Source organism: Vibrio sp. B1REV9 (assembly GCF_905175395.2).
Lineage (GTDB): Bacteria > Pseudomonadota > Gammaproteobacteria > Enterobacterales > Vibrionaceae > Vibrio > Vibrio alfacsensis.
Genome location: NZ_CAJIMW020000221.1, coordinates 135,583 through 152,300 on the forward strand (window position 1 = coordinate 135,583; position 16,718 = coordinate 152,300).

Annotated in this window: 17 protein-coding genes and 2 riboswitches; of the genes, 9 read left to right on the forward strand and 8 right to left on the reverse strand. The window is 43.1% G+C overall.

The window, feature by feature from the left end; all coding sequences use genetic code 11:
- Positions 1–3 precede the first annotated feature (3 nt).
- Together rlmF and KHN78_RS00695 are read right to left on the reverse strand one after the other, a co-directional pair.
- Positions 4–1,131: a 23S rRNA (adenine(1618)-N(6))-methyltransferase RlmF gene (rlmF, locus tag KHN78_RS00690; RefSeq protein ID WP_211919245.1), complete on the reverse strand. Its 1,128-nt coding sequence runs from the start codon at positions 1,129–1,131 to the stop codon at positions 4–6.
- The gene (locus KHN78_RS00695; protein ID WP_211919247.1) at positions 1,118–1,633 is read right to left on the reverse strand and encodes a M48 family metallopeptidase; all 516 of its coding nucleotides are present in this window, start codon (positions 1,631–1,633) and stop codon (positions 1,118–1,120) included. Before KHN78_RS00695 ends, rlmF begins: the two co-directional genes overlap by 14 nt.
- A gap of 138 nt (positions 1,634–1,771) precedes the next feature.
- Between KHN78_RS00695 and KHN78_RS00700 the strand changes: the two genes are divergently transcribed.
- The gene (locus tag KHN78_RS00700) at positions 1,772–2,002 is read left to right on the forward strand and encodes a glutaredoxin family protein (RefSeq protein WP_211919249.1); all 231 of its coding nucleotides are present in this window, start codon (positions 1,772–1,774) and stop codon (positions 2,000–2,002) included.
- 112 nt (positions 2,003–2,114) lie between these two features.
- On the opposite strand, the gene KHN78_RS00705 is transcribed toward KHN78_RS00700, so the two are convergent.
- Positions 2,115–2,984, reverse strand: a complete 870-nt coding sequence (locus tag KHN78_RS00705; protein WP_211919251.1) for a LysR family transcriptional regulator — start codon at positions 2,982–2,984, stop codon at positions 2,115–2,117.
- Between the two features lie 106 nt (positions 2,985–3,090).
- Between KHN78_RS00705 and KHN78_RS00710 the strand changes: the two genes are divergently transcribed.
- From KHN78_RS00710 to KHN78_RS00725, 4 genes are all read left to right on the forward strand, one after another.
- Positions 3,091–4,314 carry an MFS transporter gene (locus KHN78_RS00710; RefSeq protein WP_211919253.1) on the forward strand — a complete coding sequence of 408 codons (1,224 nt, stop codon included), beginning with the start codon at positions 3,091–3,093 and terminating at the stop codon, positions 4,312–4,314.
- Between the two features lie 59 nt (positions 4,315–4,373).
- The gene (locus tag KHN78_RS00715; protein WP_211919255.1) at positions 4,374–4,955 is read left to right on the forward strand and encodes a DUF1415 domain-containing protein; all 582 of its coding nucleotides are present in this window, start codon (positions 4,374–4,376) and stop codon (positions 4,953–4,955) included.
- Between the two features lie 189 nt (positions 4,956–5,144).
- Entirely contained in the window at positions 5,145–5,720 is a 576-nt protein-coding gene (locus KHN78_RS00720; protein ID WP_211919257.1) for a nucleoside triphosphate pyrophosphohydrolase family protein, read from the forward strand.
- A gap of 191 nt (positions 5,721–5,911) precedes the next feature.
- A complete protein-coding gene (locus KHN78_RS00725) occupies positions 5,912–6,295 on the forward strand; it encodes a hypothetical protein (RefSeq protein WP_211919259.1) in 384 nt (127 codons plus the stop codon).
- Positions 6,296–6,468: 173 nt separating this feature from the next.
- Here the strand turns inward: KHN78_RS00725 and KHN78_RS00730 are convergent, their stop codons facing one another.
- Together KHN78_RS00730 and KHN78_RS00735 are read right to left on the reverse strand one after the other, a co-directional pair.
- Complete coding sequence (locus KHN78_RS00730; RefSeq protein WP_211919262.1) at positions 6,469–7,203, reverse strand: chromosome partitioning protein ParA; 735 nt, start codon at positions 7,201–7,203, stop codon at positions 6,469–6,471.
- A gap of 32 nt (positions 7,204–7,235) precedes the next feature.
- The gene (locus KHN78_RS00735) at positions 7,236–7,394 is read right to left on the reverse strand and encodes a hypothetical protein (protein ID WP_128810983.1); all 159 of its coding nucleotides are present in this window, start codon (positions 7,392–7,394) and stop codon (positions 7,236–7,238) included.
- 420 nt (positions 7,395–7,814) lie between these two features.
- Positions 7,815–7,928, forward strand: a riboswitch (glycine riboswitch).
- Positions 7,929–7,930: 2 nt separating this feature from the next.
- Positions 7,931–8,018: riboswitch (glycine riboswitch) on the forward strand.
- Between the two features lie 131 nt (positions 8,019–8,149).
- On the opposite strand from KHN78_RS00735, the gene KHN78_RS00740 reads away from it, so the two are divergent.
- Positions 8,150–9,526, forward strand: a complete 1,377-nt coding sequence (locus KHN78_RS00740) for an alanine/glycine:cation symporter family protein (RefSeq protein ID WP_211919264.1) — start codon at positions 8,150–8,152, stop codon at positions 9,524–9,526.
- A 229-nt stretch (positions 9,527–9,755) separates the two neighbouring features.
- Here KHN78_RS00740 and KHN78_RS00745 read toward each other — a convergent pair whose 3' ends face one another.
- Complete coding sequence (locus KHN78_RS00745) at positions 9,756–10,388, reverse strand: LysE family translocator (RefSeq protein WP_211919267.1); 633 nt, start codon at positions 10,386–10,388, stop codon at positions 9,756–9,758.
- 261 nt (positions 10,389–10,649) lie between these two features.
- On the opposite strand from KHN78_RS00745, the gene KHN78_RS00750 reads away from it, so the two are divergent.
- Positions 10,650–12,125, forward strand: a complete 1,476-nt coding sequence (locus tag KHN78_RS00750) for a carboxypeptidase M32 (protein WP_211919269.1) — start codon at positions 10,650–10,652, stop codon at positions 12,123–12,125.
- A 51-nt stretch (positions 12,126–12,176) separates the two neighbouring features.
- Here the strand turns inward: KHN78_RS00750 and KHN78_RS00755 are convergent, their stop codons facing one another.
- On the reverse strand, positions 12,177–13,124 hold the full coding sequence (locus KHN78_RS00755; RefSeq protein WP_211919278.1) for an LpxL/LpxP family Kdo(2)-lipid IV(A) lauroyl/palmitoleoyl acyltransferase: 948 nt from the start codon (positions 13,122–13,124) through the stop codon (positions 12,177–12,179).
- Between the two features lie 387 nt (positions 13,125–13,511).
- Here KHN78_RS00755 and KHN78_RS00760 point away from each other — a divergent pair, with 387 nt between their 5' ends.
- Positions 13,512–14,141: a LysE family translocator gene (locus KHN78_RS00760; RefSeq protein ID WP_211919280.1), complete on the forward strand. Its 630-nt coding sequence runs from the start codon at positions 13,512–13,514 to the stop codon at positions 14,139–14,141.
- A gap of 331 nt (positions 14,142–14,472) precedes the next feature.
- On the forward strand, positions 14,473–15,900 hold the full coding sequence (locus KHN78_RS00765) for an APC family permease (RefSeq protein WP_211919282.1): 1,428 nt from the start codon (positions 14,473–14,475) through the stop codon (positions 15,898–15,900).
- Positions 15,901–16,059: 159 nt separating this feature from the next.
- On the opposite strand, the gene KHN78_RS00770 is transcribed toward KHN78_RS00765, so the two are convergent.
- Positions 16,060–16,407, reverse strand: a complete 348-nt coding sequence (locus tag KHN78_RS00770; RefSeq protein ID WP_211919284.1) for a hypothetical protein — start codon at positions 16,405–16,407, stop codon at positions 16,060–16,062.
- Between the last annotated feature and the right edge of the window lie 311 nt (positions 16,408–16,718).

Sequence of the window (16,718 nt, forward strand, 5' to 3'; positions counted from 1 at the left end):
ACTCTACTTTAGCTCTATCCACGCTTTGCGTTGTGACTTATCCATAAATGACCAAGCCATAAAGCGACTCACCTTTTGGCCTTGACTCATCTCTACAACGCGAATCGCTTTCACACCTAGTTTTTCTAATTGCTTACGCATTGGACGAACATTGTCTTTCTTAGAAATCAACGTGGTGAACCAAAGCACTTGTGCACCAAACGCTTGGCTTTCATTAGCCATTTTACGAATAAAGGCCGCTTCTCCACCCTCACACCAAAGCTCCGCATTTTGCCCACCAAAATTTAACGTTGGCGTATTGGCTTTCGCTTGGTTTATTTGGGTTTTTACGCCTTTTTTACGCTGATTGGCTTTCAAGTTGTCGAGCTTGCGTTGACTCCCCATCGAAGCTTCTTCTGCCGAGCGGTGAAAAGGCGGGTTACACGTGGTCACATCGAAGCGATCATTCGGCTGAATAACACCACGATAAATATAAGCCTCACTCACTTGTTCAACGAGCTTAATTTTACCGTTTAATGACCCATTACGATCGACAATCGCCTTTGCAGATTCAATGGATTTAGGATCGACATCACTGCCTACGTATTGCCAACCATATTGTGTAACACCCACGATAGGATAAATACAATTCGCGCCCACGCCGACATCCAGCGCTTGAACATGACGATGTGGATACTTGCCTTTTACCTCGCCATCAAGCAATTCTGCAACACGATGTATGTAATCAGCACGACCAGGAATCGGAGGACACAAATAGTGTTCCGGAATGTCCCAATATTCGATATCGTAGTGCGCTGCAAGCAGTGCTTTGTTCAGCATTTTTACTGCTTTCGGATCCGAGAAGTTGATCGAATCTTCCCCTTTCGGGTTCTTAATAACAAATGGTTTTAACTGAGGCTCTACTACGATTAATTTGTTGAAATCATAACGACCTCGATGGGCATTACGCTCATGCAAACCACTCTTCGCCACCTTAAAAAATTCTACTTCGCTCTTTTCTTCCGACCCTTTTGCTTTCATCGCAGGCTTATTCTTCACACGTTTTGGCTTGGCATTCGTTGCTTCTTTGCCCGACTTAGATTTCACGGTTTTCGGTTGAGCTTGTTTCGCGTTGTGATTATTGTTCTTCATTCGAGTTCGCTTTTAAATCGAGATAAATCATAAATAGACGAGCATCAAATTCGAGTTGGTGATACTCAGGCTCCATATAGCAGCAAAGTTGGTAAAACGCTTTATCGTGATTTTTCTCACGCGTGTGCGCCAACTCATGCACAACCAGCATTCTCAATAACGGTTCTGGCGCCTCTTTAAACACATTCGCAATACGGATCTCGTTCTTCGATTTCAGTTTACCGCCATGATTGCGGCTAATCACACTGTGCAATCCGAGGGCATTGTTCACCACATGAATTTTCTTATCGTAGACCACTTTACTTATGGGGGCGGCTTTCTTCATGTAACGATTTTTGATCGCGATGGCATACTCGTAGAGCGCCTTTTCACTTTTAATTTGGTGTTGGTCTGGATAACGTTTTTCGAACCAAGGAATAAACTTACCGTTGTCTACCTCTGAGCTTACTTGCTCGACAATGTTTTGCGGATAACCTTGTATGTATCGAAGTGACGGATGCATGAATATAAAGTCTGCTATGACAAAGGAAAGGCGCTAAATATACCTGAGATGAGCAAGAGTTTCATCTTAGGTTTCAGCTTTCCTTTATCACTAAACCTCGCTAAACTTCGCCTCCCGACGATAATGGAGAGAAATTGAATGAAACGTGTCGTTCTTTATGTCAAAGACAAGTGTCCTCACTGCAAAGATGCTCAACGTTATCTTGATTCGAAAAACATTGTCTACCGCTTGTGCAATGCAAAAATGCAACGCGGTCGTAAAGAGTTAGATGCGCTTGGTGTACGCTCGGTGCCAGTGTTAAAAATTGGGGATCGCTTGATGATCGGTTGGAACCCAAAAAATTTCGAAAAGATGTACGGCAACAATTAATCGGTAACGATCCACTCTAAAGAAGTCCGTTTAAACAAGTCTGCTTTTAAGAAAGCCGCTTTGAAGAGCTTCTTAATCAAGGCATTTGAACCTGAATTAGAAGCTCTTTTTATCAAACATATCGCTTTATAAAGTCGATGAACGTACGATCGGCAATCGACAAATAACCTTGCTTTCGCCATGCCAGCGCCAAATCCAACTTAACGGGTGGATCAAATGGAATACCCACCACATCACGCTCATGTTGCGTCACTAACTCCAGTAATGCGGTGATCGCAAACTCCTGCCTTACAATACTCAAGATTAACGGCAACAAGTTCGTTTCAAAGGATGACTTTACCGTAAATCCATGCTCTTTACTCACCTGATCCAAAAATTCTCGGTGAAAATAGCCATGTTGAAACATCACCAAATCGTGCTCAAAAAACGCTTCAAACTGCACGCTGGTCTGCTGAGCCAGTTCGTGATCCGGTGCAACAACCGCCACCATCTGACTGGTAAACAAGTGATCGGTTTCCAGATCATCCGGTACGTTATCACAACTTATCACGCCGATATCCAACTGCCCATTGAGCAACATATTCCGAATGGATTGCGTTCCCGCTTCTACCAACGTCAGTTTGAGATCTGGATACTGACTTTTAAATGCCATCACAACCCTAGGAAAAAAGTAACTGCCCATCATAGACGGTGTGCCTAACCTTACTTCCCCCTTGGTTAAGCCTTTAAGTTCATTTATAGCCAGTTGAGCATCATGTAACTGTTGTATCACTCTTTTGGCGTGTAGAAACAGTGTCTCCCCCTCCTTGGTTAGGCTAATTTTTTTGTCATCTCGCCTAAATAACGTCACTCCCAAGGATTGTTCAAACTTCTTAATAGAAATGCTCAATGCAGGTTGAGCAATGTGCAGAGCTTTAGCCGCATGAGTCACGTTGCCGTGCTCTGCCACCGCCAAAAAATGTTTAAGCTGTTTCGATTCCATGAGATCAAAAATATATACCCACCATATTTTTAATATATTTTTTCAATCCACGTACAACTGGTACATTGATCACAGTTCTCAGACTTACTCCCTTTAGGTGGGACCTATGATCCGTTTTGGCACTCCGGAATATTCACGCATCACGCTCTCACTCGCGCTTGGCTCTTTTTTGGTGTTTTCTAACCTGTATCTGCTTCAGCCCATGCTGCCAAGCTTTGCTGCCCATTTCACGATTTCAGAAACACAAGTGAATTGGTTGTTTGCTTCCACAACTCTAGCACTCTCTTTTAGTTTGGTTCCGATGGCGGTTCTGTCGGAGTCGATTGGCCGTAAACCTGTGATGATGTTTGGTTTATTCTCAATACCCGTGCTATCGGCATTGATGCTCTTTGGTGATTCATTTCTTTTCTTGGTCATGTGTCGTGCACTTATCGGTATCGCACTGGCCGCATTCGCCGCTGTTGCGGTGGCCTACATGGCGGAAGAATTAGACCAACATGCATTCTCGATGGCGATTGGCACTTACATTGCTGCCAACTCTCTCGGAGGCATCGCGGGACGAATTAGCGGTGGGCTATTAGCAGACAACTTTAGCGTACACATCGCAATTGAAGTAATGATGGTCGTCACGCTCATTGGCGTTGTCAGTGTTCAATACTTACTGCCGAAACAACGAAACTTTACGCCTTCATCCAACACGTTAAGGCATCAGCACCGTGCTATTGCTGGCCACTTTAAGAACCCAAAAGTATGGTTTGCGATGCTGATTGGTGGCTTAAATTTCGCCTTGTTTGTTAACCTCTATTCCGTGATGGGGTTTCGCTTAGTTGCAGCACCACATAACATACCGGTCGGTTTGGCTTCACTTATCTTTATTTGTTATTTAGGGGGGACGTTTTCATCCCGATGTGCAGGCCATTGGAGCAAGCGGTACTCCGCGATTGTCGGGATGTTGCTTGGCACAGTAGTGAGTATGGCCGGTATGTGGATCGCGGCGTTTGAAAGTATTGCAGCAATGCTTATTGGGCTTTTGATGATCAGCTTTGGCGCATTTTTTACCCACACCTTAGCTTATGGTTGGGTCGGACAAACCGCAACACATAACAAAGCTACGGCAACGGCACTGTATTTAGTTCATTACTATATTGGTGGCAGCTTGGGTGGTTTCTTATTACTGTATTGTTGGCAACATGGTGGTTGGCCTAGCGTTTTAATCGGTGGAAGCATGCTATACATCGCCATGTTCGCTGCGATTGTCTATTTAAAACGCGTGAGTAAACAGCATGAAGAAGATGAACCTACGAATATGACTCGCTTGGAAAGAAGCTAAATCTTGGAAAGAAGCTAGATAATGCTATGCTTGCGCCACACTCATAACTATAAAGTCGTATGCTAATGCGCTCAACACAAGAAATACCAAATACCGATATCAACACCATCACTCAACAAGTCGACCAATGGCTCAATGATGTAGTGATTGGGTTAAACTTATGTCCCTTTGCAGCGAAACCGCAACGGAACAAACAGATTAAGATTTTCGTCAGTGAGGCAAATCAAGAAGAGACCTTACTTGAAGATATCTTATTGCAATTGATTGAACTCAATAACACCGAGCCAAAAAAATTGGAAACCACGCTCGTTGTGGTACCTAACATGCTGCAGGATTTTTGGGACTATAACTTCTTTATCGATTGGGTTGAGGGGTTAATCAAGCAACAAGATTGGGAGGGTATTTTCCAAGTTGCAACATTCCATCCAGACTATTGTTTTGGTGGTTCAGAACCGGGAGATGACGAGAATCTCACAAACCGGTCACCTTACCCTGTATTCCATCTTATTCGTGAAGAAAGCATGGAAAAAGTACTCAAACACTACCCTGATCCAGAGTCGATCCCAGACACCAATATTGCTCGCGTTTCAGCGTTGACTAAAGAGGAACGGAAAAATCTCTTTCCTTACTTGTTTCGCTAACCAATCTCTACTCTGGATAATTTAAGCCCAACACCCATAGGGTTTATTTTTCTTTCTCCGGTTAATTTTTGATCGAGAAAGATCAACAGACCCTATCGGCAGATTTCTAACCAGTTAGAATCGGAACACTTGGGGATCAAAGTTCGGTTTGATATGATTGCGACCTCAATTGATTCAATGGACATTAGAATGCAACTGTCAAAGCTAACCCAAGAGATTTTTGATCACTTATACCGTGACATCACCGAGTTCCGTAGCACATTCGACCTACCAGTCGCAGATGTCGCAAGCTTAGACGCACAGGCAGACACATTACACACGTCTCTAGCGATCGAAGAGTTGACCGAACTAGCAGAAGCAGATTGCAAGACAGAACAAGCTGACGCAATCATCGACAGCGTTTATGTTTTAATGGGCCGCCTAGTACATCTTGGCGACAGCAAAGTTGAAGACAATCTAGCAATCAGCTACCTAATCGATCTATTGCTTAACGTTGCGGTAAACCGTGGTATCGACTTTATTCCTTGCTGGGATGAAGTACACTCTAGCAACATGAGCAAAGTGTGCCGCAACGAAAAAGAATACGCAGAAACAGAAGCATTCTACGCAGAACAAGGCATCAAATTAATGGCCGTTCAAAAAGGCGAGTACATCATTGCTAAATGTGCCGAAGACTTTGTCTCTGAAGGTAAAACGGTTCGTAAAGGTAAAGTCCTAAAATCTGTTTACTACCGCCCTGCCGATCTCAAGCCACTGACGCAATAAATATATAATATCAATTCGATATCTTACATTTGAAAACGCTCACCTTTCGTGAGCGTTTTTTATTCTCTACCCAACCGCTCCATCTGGCGAACCTCTTACCAAATTGATTTTGGCCATTCCCATTCATGCTTCAATAAATTAGACTCGAGTAACGCGCTAGATTGTTTGAATTAATGAGAAAAGGAATGCCCATGAGCTCAAGTATGATCCTTACCGAGTCACTGATCGAAAGTGGTCGAGATATCCCACTAAAAGAACTGCTGTATGCAAAGCGCGTACTTGATAACTACATGGCTGTAGCGAAAGAAAGCAGTCCATTAGAACTACTGGCTGAAATGAAAACAGCGGCAAAACAGGTGGATTACTTCACGTCTGACAATACGTCTTGTGAGGCACGAAACGTTATTTGCCAAATGATAAGCGAAATTGAAAACGCCGCGTCTTTTGAAGATTTTAAAACACTCGCAGGAAAACCATCACTTGCACTCAATGAACTCATTGAAGATCGAGCACAGCTGATTAAACATGAACGTGAATTACTCCTCGCCTCTGGTTATGATGCCTCGCGTATCTAGCACTCCTGCCTAATATGCGCCAACTTTTCTAATTCAGAACGAGTATAACGCTCGAAAACAACAAAGGAGCTCATCGAGCTCCTTTACTTATACTAATCCGCTTTGCTCATGCTAATCCGTTTTGCTTGTGCTCAACAACATTGCTTATGCGATGGCCCATTAAAAGCCAAAAGTCACAGTCCTAAGCTATCCGATAGCTCTTTAATTTGTTGTAGATCCATTTTGTGCACCTCGATAAGCTGGTCAACTTGGCTCAATCGGGAATTCGCTTCATCATGTTTATCACAAGCATCAGATTTAACGTCCCAAGATTTCCCCTCAAGGAAGACATCACATTCTTTCTTCAGTTTCTCGATTTTAGGAAGTAGCGCAATGCGTTCTTTTTGGAGTGATTCAAGCTCTTGAGAAATTTGCAGTTCTTTTTGGAACACTTCGCGAGAACGCTCGAACAGGGTCGCTTGTATATCCGCTTGACGGTTCAGTTTATCGTTTTCACTTTTCGTACTGCTTAACTTATTTTTTTGCTCTTTTACCTGAGATTCAAGTGAAAGATTCACCTTTTCTACTTCAGTTAATTGCTCTTGAAGTGCTTGCAACTCCGCTTTATGTGCTTGTTCTTTTTCTGCCAATAACACCGCTAGCTTTTCTTCGATCTCTTTGTCTAACCCTGCTTCACGTGCCTCAACTTGAGAGGCTAAATTTGATTTATCTTGAGCTAGCGATTGATACTTCTCTTCCAGCACTTGATAAGTTGATTCCCACTTATTCGCGGTTAGTACAGAGCCAGCTAATCCCCCAAAAGCTAGACCTAATACTGCCGCAATAGCGATATAAATCTGGGTACGCTTATCGCGCTCTTCAATGACAACTACTTCGTCTTGTTCTTCAATTTTATTATGAGAAGTCACAGCATTTTACTCCAAGGACTCTACTGATTTTGCTAGCGAGTGAGTTCCGCAATCATGATAGACGCGGTATAAATCAAAAACGCACTGATCAATGTAATGATGGTCACTTTTTGAACTTTTTCATTTGTGCGATAGCGAAAAAGCACAAACGCCAAAACAATCAATACCGCAATAGCTAACAATCTGGTCATATCGCCTCCTTGCCCAGCATTAACAACGTATCTGATTCCATAGATAGGCTCTTGAGAAATCATTGTAACTCATTTCTACGTTACTTACGGTCAACTTAGCGTAGAAATTAAAGTAATTCTCCCCTGTCTGATCAATTTTTCATCCTAAACTGAACAACTTATCACTTTTTACTCTAAGTTCTATTTCACAGCCGAATCCATCCTCATGACAAATTACGGTTAGAAATGAGAACCACAAAACAAACATTGCTCAACAAATTTACGCCTGAATTACACCCTAACAATAAAATCCGCTTAATGTATTGAAAATAAATCTTCATTTGGGTGTTGAATTGGTAAAAAAACATGATAGAGTTCACACGTTAATGGTGACCAGCATCATTAACTAACCTTTACTCACTTATTTGAGTAAATGTTCCGATGAAGACTGCAGGAGAGAGGTTATTAACCAAAACTTAACATTTGGTTAGATTAACCCGCCGAAGAATTAACTATTTCAGGTGCTACCCAGGTAGCAGGGACTGTAGTTGGAGGAACCTCTGGAGAGAACCGTTAAATCGGTCGCCGAAGGAGCAAGTCCCGCACATCTGTGTGGGGTGAAACTCTCAGGCAAAAGGACAGAGGAGTGGAAAGTAACAACCTAACTATTGTTGTTTGGCGTTCCCGCCTTTTTTAACATAGCTTGGCTCTATTAGAGATCCATGATCTCGACCTTTCCCTCTTCTCCTTATTAGTTGTTTTATTAAGGGGAAATCATGAACGACCTATATTCTTTACTTCAAACCATTGATAATTTTGTCTGGGGTCCACCACTGCTAATTTTGCTAGTGGGTACCGGTGTTTACTTCACTTTTAGCCTAGGCTTGATCCAGTTTAAACACTTACCGACTGCGTTAGCGATGGTATTTCGTAAAGATAAGTCATCTGATAAACAGGGTGACGTTTCTAGCTTTGCAGCACTATGTACTGCTCTTTCTGCAACTATTGGTACTGGTAACATCGTCGGTGTTGCTACTGCAATTAAACTTGGTGGTCCGGGTGCCCTATTCTGGATGTGGCTTGCAGCCCTATTCGGTATGGCAACAAAGTACGCTGAGTGTCTACTTGCAGTAAAATATCGCCGTGTTGACGATAAAGGCCAAATGATTGGCGGCCCTATGTACTACCTACAATATGGTGTTGGCTCTAAAGCGCTCGCCATCATGTTCGCGGTATTCGCCTTAGGTGTTGCTTGTTTTGGTATTGGTACTTTCCCACAAGTTAACGCAATCCTTGATGCAAGCGAAATATCTCTTGGTGTAGACCGTGATTTAGCCGCTTTCATCCTGACGCTATTAGTGGCGTTTGTCACACTAGGTGGTATCAAATCGATTGCAAGTGTGGCAGGTAAAGTCGTTCCAGCCATGGCTGTGTTCTACGTGTTAGCATGCTTGAGTGTGATCATCATGAATGCTGACCAGTTGCTTAACGCAATTGAGTTAGTATTGGTATCTGCTTTCACCTCTACCGCTGCAACGGGTGGTTTCTTGGGTGCAAGTATCATGCTGGCTATCCAATCGGGTATTGCTCGTGGTGTATTCTCAAACGAATCTGGCTTGGGTAGTGCGCCAATGGCAGCCGCAGCCGCGAAAACAGACTCTTGTGTTGAACAAGGTTTGATTTCAATGACAGGTACTTTCTTCGATACCATCATCATTTGTACCATGACAGGCCTTGCTCTGATCCTTACCGGAGCATGGCAAAGTGACCTAGCTGGTGCAGCGATGACAACCCACGCGTTTGCGGTAGGTCTAAATGCAGAAACATTTGGTCCTATGCTGGTATCGATTGGCCTCATGTTCTTTGCATTTACGACTATCTTGGGTTGGAACTACTACGGCGAACGCTGTGTTGTGTTCCTACTTGGTACAAAAGCAGTGCTACCATACAAACTTATCTTTGTGGGTTTGGTTGCCTCTGGTGCGTTCCTTCACCTAGATATGATTTGGCTATTAGCAGATATCGTAAATGGGTTGATGGCAATTCCGAACCTTATTGGTTTAATTGCACTTCGCCACGTAGTATTGGAAGAAACCAAACTGTTCTTCAAACCATCTTCTCATTCGGATGATTTTGACGCAGTAAAAGCATAATTGGCATAGACATCCAATCGCTAGAAACTAGTTTGCTAGGAACTAATTTGCTAGCAACACAATCACTAGAAACTAAACTATTAGAACTAGGTGATTAGAACTAAATGGTTAGAAACTAATAGCCCGCTGATGATTCAGCGGGCTATTTACGTTATCGGTGAAGGTTTGTTGTTTAAACGCTCCCAAATAACCTCAACTCCGAATAACTGAAGCCATTTCGCACGATATATTATGGTTTTTCAATCAGCAATTTAACACCAAGCGCGACAAGTACCGCACCAGTGGCACCTTCCATCCACTTCATAAAGCGCACATTCTTTAGTAGGTTCTTCGCCGAGTTTAGCGCTCCAGCTAAGCTGCACTGCCAAAGCATTGCAATAATAAAATGAATACCCGCCATCAACATCGACTGCGCGAGCGGAGAACTCTCTGGATTCACAAACTGTGGTAAAAACGCGAGATAGAAGACTGCCGTTTTCGGGTTCAAGACATTAGAAAGAAAACCCTCTCGGAAAGAACGCTTACCACTGTATGCTTGATGAGCCTGTTCGGATACAGAAATCGTTCCATTGTTTTTTGTCAGCGCTCTCAGGCTGCTCAATCCAAGCCAAATAAGATACGCTGCCCCCATACTTTTCACTATTTGGAAAAGCTCTGCTGATTGCGCCAATATTGCAGAAATACCGACCGCAGAAAAAAATGCGTGCACAAATAAGCCAAAACAAATGCCCAGACTTGTCACGCACCCGTCCTTAAGCCCTGCCCGACTCGTATTTCTGATGACTAAAGCAGTATCAAGGCCAGGCGTAAGTGTCAGTATCGTAATCGCGATAAGAAAGGCTTCAAAGTTCAAAATGTCCATATTCTTATATAACTCAATCAATTTTCCCGATCAATACCGTCAAACCGATGGTTTCGCAAGCAACTTTTGCGGTGTGCTATACAAGTCACTGAATTTGTGCACAATGGAACTACACAAGTTGTTAAAAAATAGTAAATTAATGCACATCTAAAGGCATAGTTGTGTACACATTCATTGTATGCTGCCTAATAGAAGTAGAACTTAACGTTCAAGGACCCCACCAGGGGCGTTTAAGGAAAGAACATAATAAAGAGTAGTCACATGAGCGCATTTCAAAAACTTATCGCACATTCAAAAAAAGTCTCCCATTTTGATCACCTTGCATCCATCATCGGCTGGGACCAAGCTGCAGTAATGCCAGCAGGCGGCGCAGAAGCACGCTCGAATGCCATCGCAGAACTGGACGTTCACATTCATTCATTGATGACGCAACCACACCTAGGCGATCTCTTTGCTCAAGCAGAGGAAGAGCCGCTATCCATCAATGAAAAAGCCGAACTTCGCGAAATGAAGCGCGACTGGCAACAATCTAACCTGCTTCCCGAAGCCCTTGTCCAAGCCCAATCTCTGGCTGGTTCAAAGTGTGAACATGCATGGCGTACACAGCGTGACGACAATGACTGGACTGGTTTCGAGAAGAATTGGGCAGAAGTCGTGAAACTGTCTATCGAAGAAGCTCAAATTCGTGCAGAAGCTAATGGAAGTACCCCTTACGATGCCATGCTCGATATTTACGAGCCAGGAACAACATCAGCATCACTCGATACTTTGTTTACCGACGTAAAAACGTGGCTTCCGAGTATGATCGACGAAGCCATTGAAAAACAAAGATCGAGCAATATTCTTTTGCCTAACTGTCATTACCCAACAGAGAAACAGAAAGCGCTAGGGTTAGAAGTCATGCAGTTACTGCAGTTCGATTTTAACCACGGCCGTCTTGATGAAAGTGTGCATCCATTTTGTGGTGGCGTACCTACCGACGTTCGAATTACAACTCGATACGATGAAAACGAGTTTGTTCAATCATTGATGGGGATCGTGCACGAAACTGGGCATGCACGCTATGAGCAAGGCTTACCTAAATCGCTTGCAGATACACCAGCCGGCCAAGCTCGTTCAATGGGCATCCATGAATCCCAATCTCTATTCTTTGAAATGCAGATGGGACGCAGCCAAGCATTTATTGAACACTTGGCACGATTAGCAACAAATCATTTTGATGGGCCAGAGTTTGCGAAAGCCAACCTAGCCAAAATCTATACCAAGGTTGAGAAAGGCTTTATTCGTGTCGATGCCGACGAACTCACCTACCCTGCCCATGTCATTTTACGCTACGAAATTGAGCGTGATTTGATGAATGGCGTTATCCAACATACAGACGTGCCAGAGCTTTGGAATGAAAAAATGAAAACCTATCTTGGTTTATCCACTGAAGGCAATTATAAAAATGGCTGTATGCAAGATATACACTGGACAGACGGAAGCTTTGGATATTTCCCTAGCTATACACTAGGTGCGATGTATGCGGCACAATTTATGGCTGCAATGAAGAAAACTGTTGATGTAGATGCTGCTGTTCGTAGTGGTGACTTAACACCGATTTTCACTTGGTTGGGTGACAACATTTGGAGTAAAGGCAGCTTGCTAACCACTGACGATCTTGTCAGCCAAGCCACAGGTGATGTTTTAAATGCGGAACACTTCAAAACCCATTTAGAGAATCGTTACCTGCGCTAGGATGATTTACTCGAATAGACAAAGCCCAGAATCAAGTTCTGGGCTTATCAATTAGATTGCTGGTACGAGTCTTGGTTTATACAAACAGCATTCGCCATCAGGACGTGTTTTAAATCGTCGATGTAACCACATATATTGACTTGGACAAGCCATAATCGATTTCTCAACAATCTTGTTCACAAACACGGCGGCTTGCTCGGGATCATTTTTCGGGAAACCATCAACTGGTGCACTCAAGGTTAATGTGTAGTGCCCATCCTCACCACGAACCATAGTAAACGGAACAATCGCACAATCGGTCGCATCCACCAACAGGCTGGTTCCCGTTGTGGTACAAGCGCGTTCGACCGCAAATAAAGGGGCGAATGTTGAACGACGAACACCATAATCATGATCAGGCGCATACCATACTCGTTGACCCGTATTGAGTGCTTCTAGCATGCCTTTTACGTTCTTTCTGTCGATCAATGTACGATTTGAACGAGAACGGCCTTTGTACTGGAAGTAGTCAAAGCAAGGGTTATTATTAGGGCGGTATACACCCATCCCCGACTTTTTAATGCCAAATGCTCGAGCACCGAGCTCTAAGTTCATTGAATGGACAGCAAGCATCAGCGCGCCTTTGCCCTGCGCTTCCAACGCTTCAAGATGCTCCATTCCTACAATGGTAACATGCTTATTTACGCGCTTATCAGACCAAAACCACGCCATAGCCGTTTCGAACAGCGCGATCCCTGTATTATCAATGTTGTCTTTTAAGATTGCTGCTCGTTCATGCTCAGCCATTTTTGGGAAGCAAAGTTCTAAATTTCGTTTAATCGTAACTTGTCGTTTTTTCATCAATCGCATCGCTAAACGCCCAATGCCTCGCCCCAACAAAAGTTGAAGTTTGAAAGGAAGTAAACTCAGCGAATACATAATGCCAATAATGATTAGCGTTCCCCAATAACGAGGAGTGAGAAAAGCGGCCTTAAATTTTGGTGCCTGGTATTTGTTCATGAAAGTGTCATCAGACGAGCTCGTCTTATAGGTCCTTAAAAACAACGATAAATAGAAAGACCTTTTACCATTGAGTGTGCTTATTTTGATAAAGCGCGCGAATTCTATGGGCGGAAAGCACGGTAAACAACAAATATTTGCTAATATTGCGTCAGACATCGTCATTTCTAAAACGAAATTTACGGTCTTCATAACAATTTACGTTACTCATCACCAAGGGCAAAGCAAATCCGGCCAAACAACGAGTACGACTACTTTCCCTATTAGTTTTTAAACTGAACAATTCATCATCATATTCCATTCTAATCGTTTGTTTTTCTTGTCTCCACAGTGTACAGTCTCGCCAACTTGCCCTTTATGTAACCCTTTACTTTAGTCGGAATAACCATGACTCTCGACACCATGATCGCTTTCGGCGGGATCGTCTTTTTTCTTGCCGTGATTCCAGGACCAAACGCACTGCTTATTTTATTTACGGCACTTACCCAAAGCCGTCGTTTTGCTATCGCTAATATACTCGGTGTTGGACTGGGCTTTCTGATTCATGCTTTTGTTTCTGCAAATGGCCTGAGCTTGTTACTCTCTCAGTCGGCATTAGCGTTTAACGCGCTCAAATGGATGGGGGTAGCCTATTTAGTATGGCTTGGTATCAATAACCTAAAAAGTGGATTTAGACTCGCCGATCAAAAACTAAAGTTAGATCGTATAATTGAAAAGCAGACGTTCAAACAAGCATTTGTTAAAGGACTCTTAACTAACCTGCTTAATCCGAAGATTGTACTTTTTTACTTGTCGATTTTTCCCCAATTCGTCCAGCCACAACATATTTTAGAGCAAAGCATGATGCTGGGTGCACTTCAAGCCACTATTGTTGCACTTTGGTTCTTGTTCGTGATTTTCTTTGCCCACAAAGTCAAAGCGACACTAACGTCTTCGAAAACCAGTAAATGGCTCAACTATGTAAGTGGCGGATTATTTATCTTCTTTGGCATCGGTTTAGCGAATACCCACCTATAATTTTTCTCAGAATAAACCATTCAATATCTGACTGGTTTATTCTCACTATATCATTCTGGGGTTCTAAAAATATTCCAATGACCACGTGAATACTTTCGCATGAACACATCAATTCATATCGACACTTTGCGGCAAACTGTCGTTCAACAAACCAAGCAAACGTTTAAATTGATGACAAATAACACGCTGAGATTTCAACTCATTTTTGAGTAAATACATACCATTTTTGGCTATATACCCATCGATGCCTACCGCCCTACAATACGGCGGTCTTACTTGTAGCACGCGGGCTCTCCTAACTGGCCCGCCGCTCAATCAATAAAGGTATCGAATGAGCAGTATCGCCAAATCCGCCGTCAAACTCAGTGTCTTTTCTGTCATCATGATCACGGTTACCTCCGTTGACAGCATAAGGAACATTCCGGGTGCCGCCTTATTTGGTAGTCACGCTATCTCTTTCTTCTTACTTGCTGGATTGTGTTTCTTCGTCCCTACAGCACTGGTTTGTGCTGAGTTAAGTACGACCTATCCGCACCAAGGCGGGGTTTATCTATGGGGAAAAGAAACCATTGGCCCTAACTTTGGCTTCGCGACCGTCTGGTATCAATATGCGGAAAACATCGTTTACTATCCTCCACTGATCTCTTTTATCGTTGCAACAGGCGCTTATCCGTTCTTTCCAGAGCTCGCCCAAAATAACATCTTCATGCTAATCATGATCAACGTGATCTTCTGGGCGCTAACATTGGTCAATATCTTTGGGTTACGCTTGTCGTCACTGATTACCAATGTATTTGGTACACTAGGACTTATTTTTCCAATTCTATTGATCATCGCACTGGGTGGATATTGGGCCTATACCAACCCAAGTGAGTCCCACATTTCACTCAGTCACGTGTCAGACTGGCTACCTGACTTCTCTCAAGATGGTATTGGCGCTGGTTTCACGGCTGTTGTGCTATCACTGACTGGGCTTGAAATTACGACTTCATACGCAAGTGAAGTCGATAACCCTCAAAAAACTTACCCAAAAGCGCTGATTGTATCGACCGTGTTGATTCTGGTTTCATTGACGGCATGTTCGCTTTCCATCTCTTCCGTGGTATCAAGTGAACACTCTAGTCTGAGTGAGGGCGTCATTCTGGCATTCAAAGCATTCTTCGACGATTTGAACATGTCATTCATGCTACCTGTTATTGCGCTTGCGATTGTATTTGGTAGCTTAGCAAGCCTAAATAACTGGATCATTGCACCAACAAAAAGTCTTCATGTGGCAGCAAAAGATCACTTTATGCCAATGGCGCTATCAAAAGAAAACGAAAACCAAGCACCTGTGCCACTTTTGTTGCTTCAAGGCACAATTGTCAGTGTGCTTTCTTTGGTGTTTATCTTAGTGCCAAACGTAAACCAAGGCATGTGGCTGCTCAATATTTTGATGACTCAACTCTACATGGTGATGTACATCTGCATCTTTGTGAGCTTCTTGGTTTCTCGTCGTAAACACGCAAAGATTGAACGCCCTTTCCGCGTTCCTGGTGGGAAATTCGGGATGATGCTCGTTGCGACACTGGGCTTGATCAGTTGTGTAGTGACTATCTTTGTTTCGTTTGATGTACCTGCTGGTATCAGTACCGAAACCGGAGCTTATGCGCTTATCCTTGGCTTTATCGCTTTTAGCTTGCCAGCGATTGCCGCGGTTATCTATCGTAACCGTAAGCTTCAGCAGCAAAGCCAACTCATTGAAGTTATGGCAAACTAGCGTAAGCAAAGACGAACTAACAGAATATAAGCGATCTATCTGAAACAAAAGCGAAGCAGTTGCAATAAATGCATATTGGTCGTGTCTATTCGGTAGAAACAAAAACGCAGCATTCATCGCTGCGTTTTTCATACCTGTTTTACTGATTTATCTGCACGCTTAACTCACCGTCATATGATGTTTTTGTGCGATAGCAAAGTAAATATGCATATCAATGGGCTCTGGCGTATTTAGCAACATCTTGCCAACTTCTCGCTGAAAATGGCCATAATTACCTAGCTCTTCTGTCAAACCAAGCTGTTCATAGTTTTCTAAGTTTGAGAACATCCCATAAGCGTATTTGTAGCGCATTAAGTCATTCTCTTTTTTGTAATTGAGCGCTGCTAGCACTTGGTCGATCTCTACTGGCAAATAGTAATGCTTATCCCCGAACGACCGCAATAATACCTTAGGTACTTCTTGCGCAATGCTCTGAATGACTTCTTTTTTCTTAAACATTCCAAACATACAACCCTCCAGTAACACGATGAAACGAGTGACTTGCACCATGAGCTCCAAAATCGGCGCATAGATTTATACTAGCTCGATCCCAATCCACTCATCAAACTATACTGATCACGTTGCATTCTTGTGTAGCCAGAAGTTTAAGTGCGGTCACACATATCTGAGCAAAGTATGCATCACATAGAGCGAGTAAAAACTATCCTGTACCTAGCCTCATTAATGACACCAATGGATAAAAGCAAGCCTTAGGTTGGAAACGGCTTTACTGAACGTATATGTTCACCATGCCTTTTTGCACATAACTTAAAACTCTC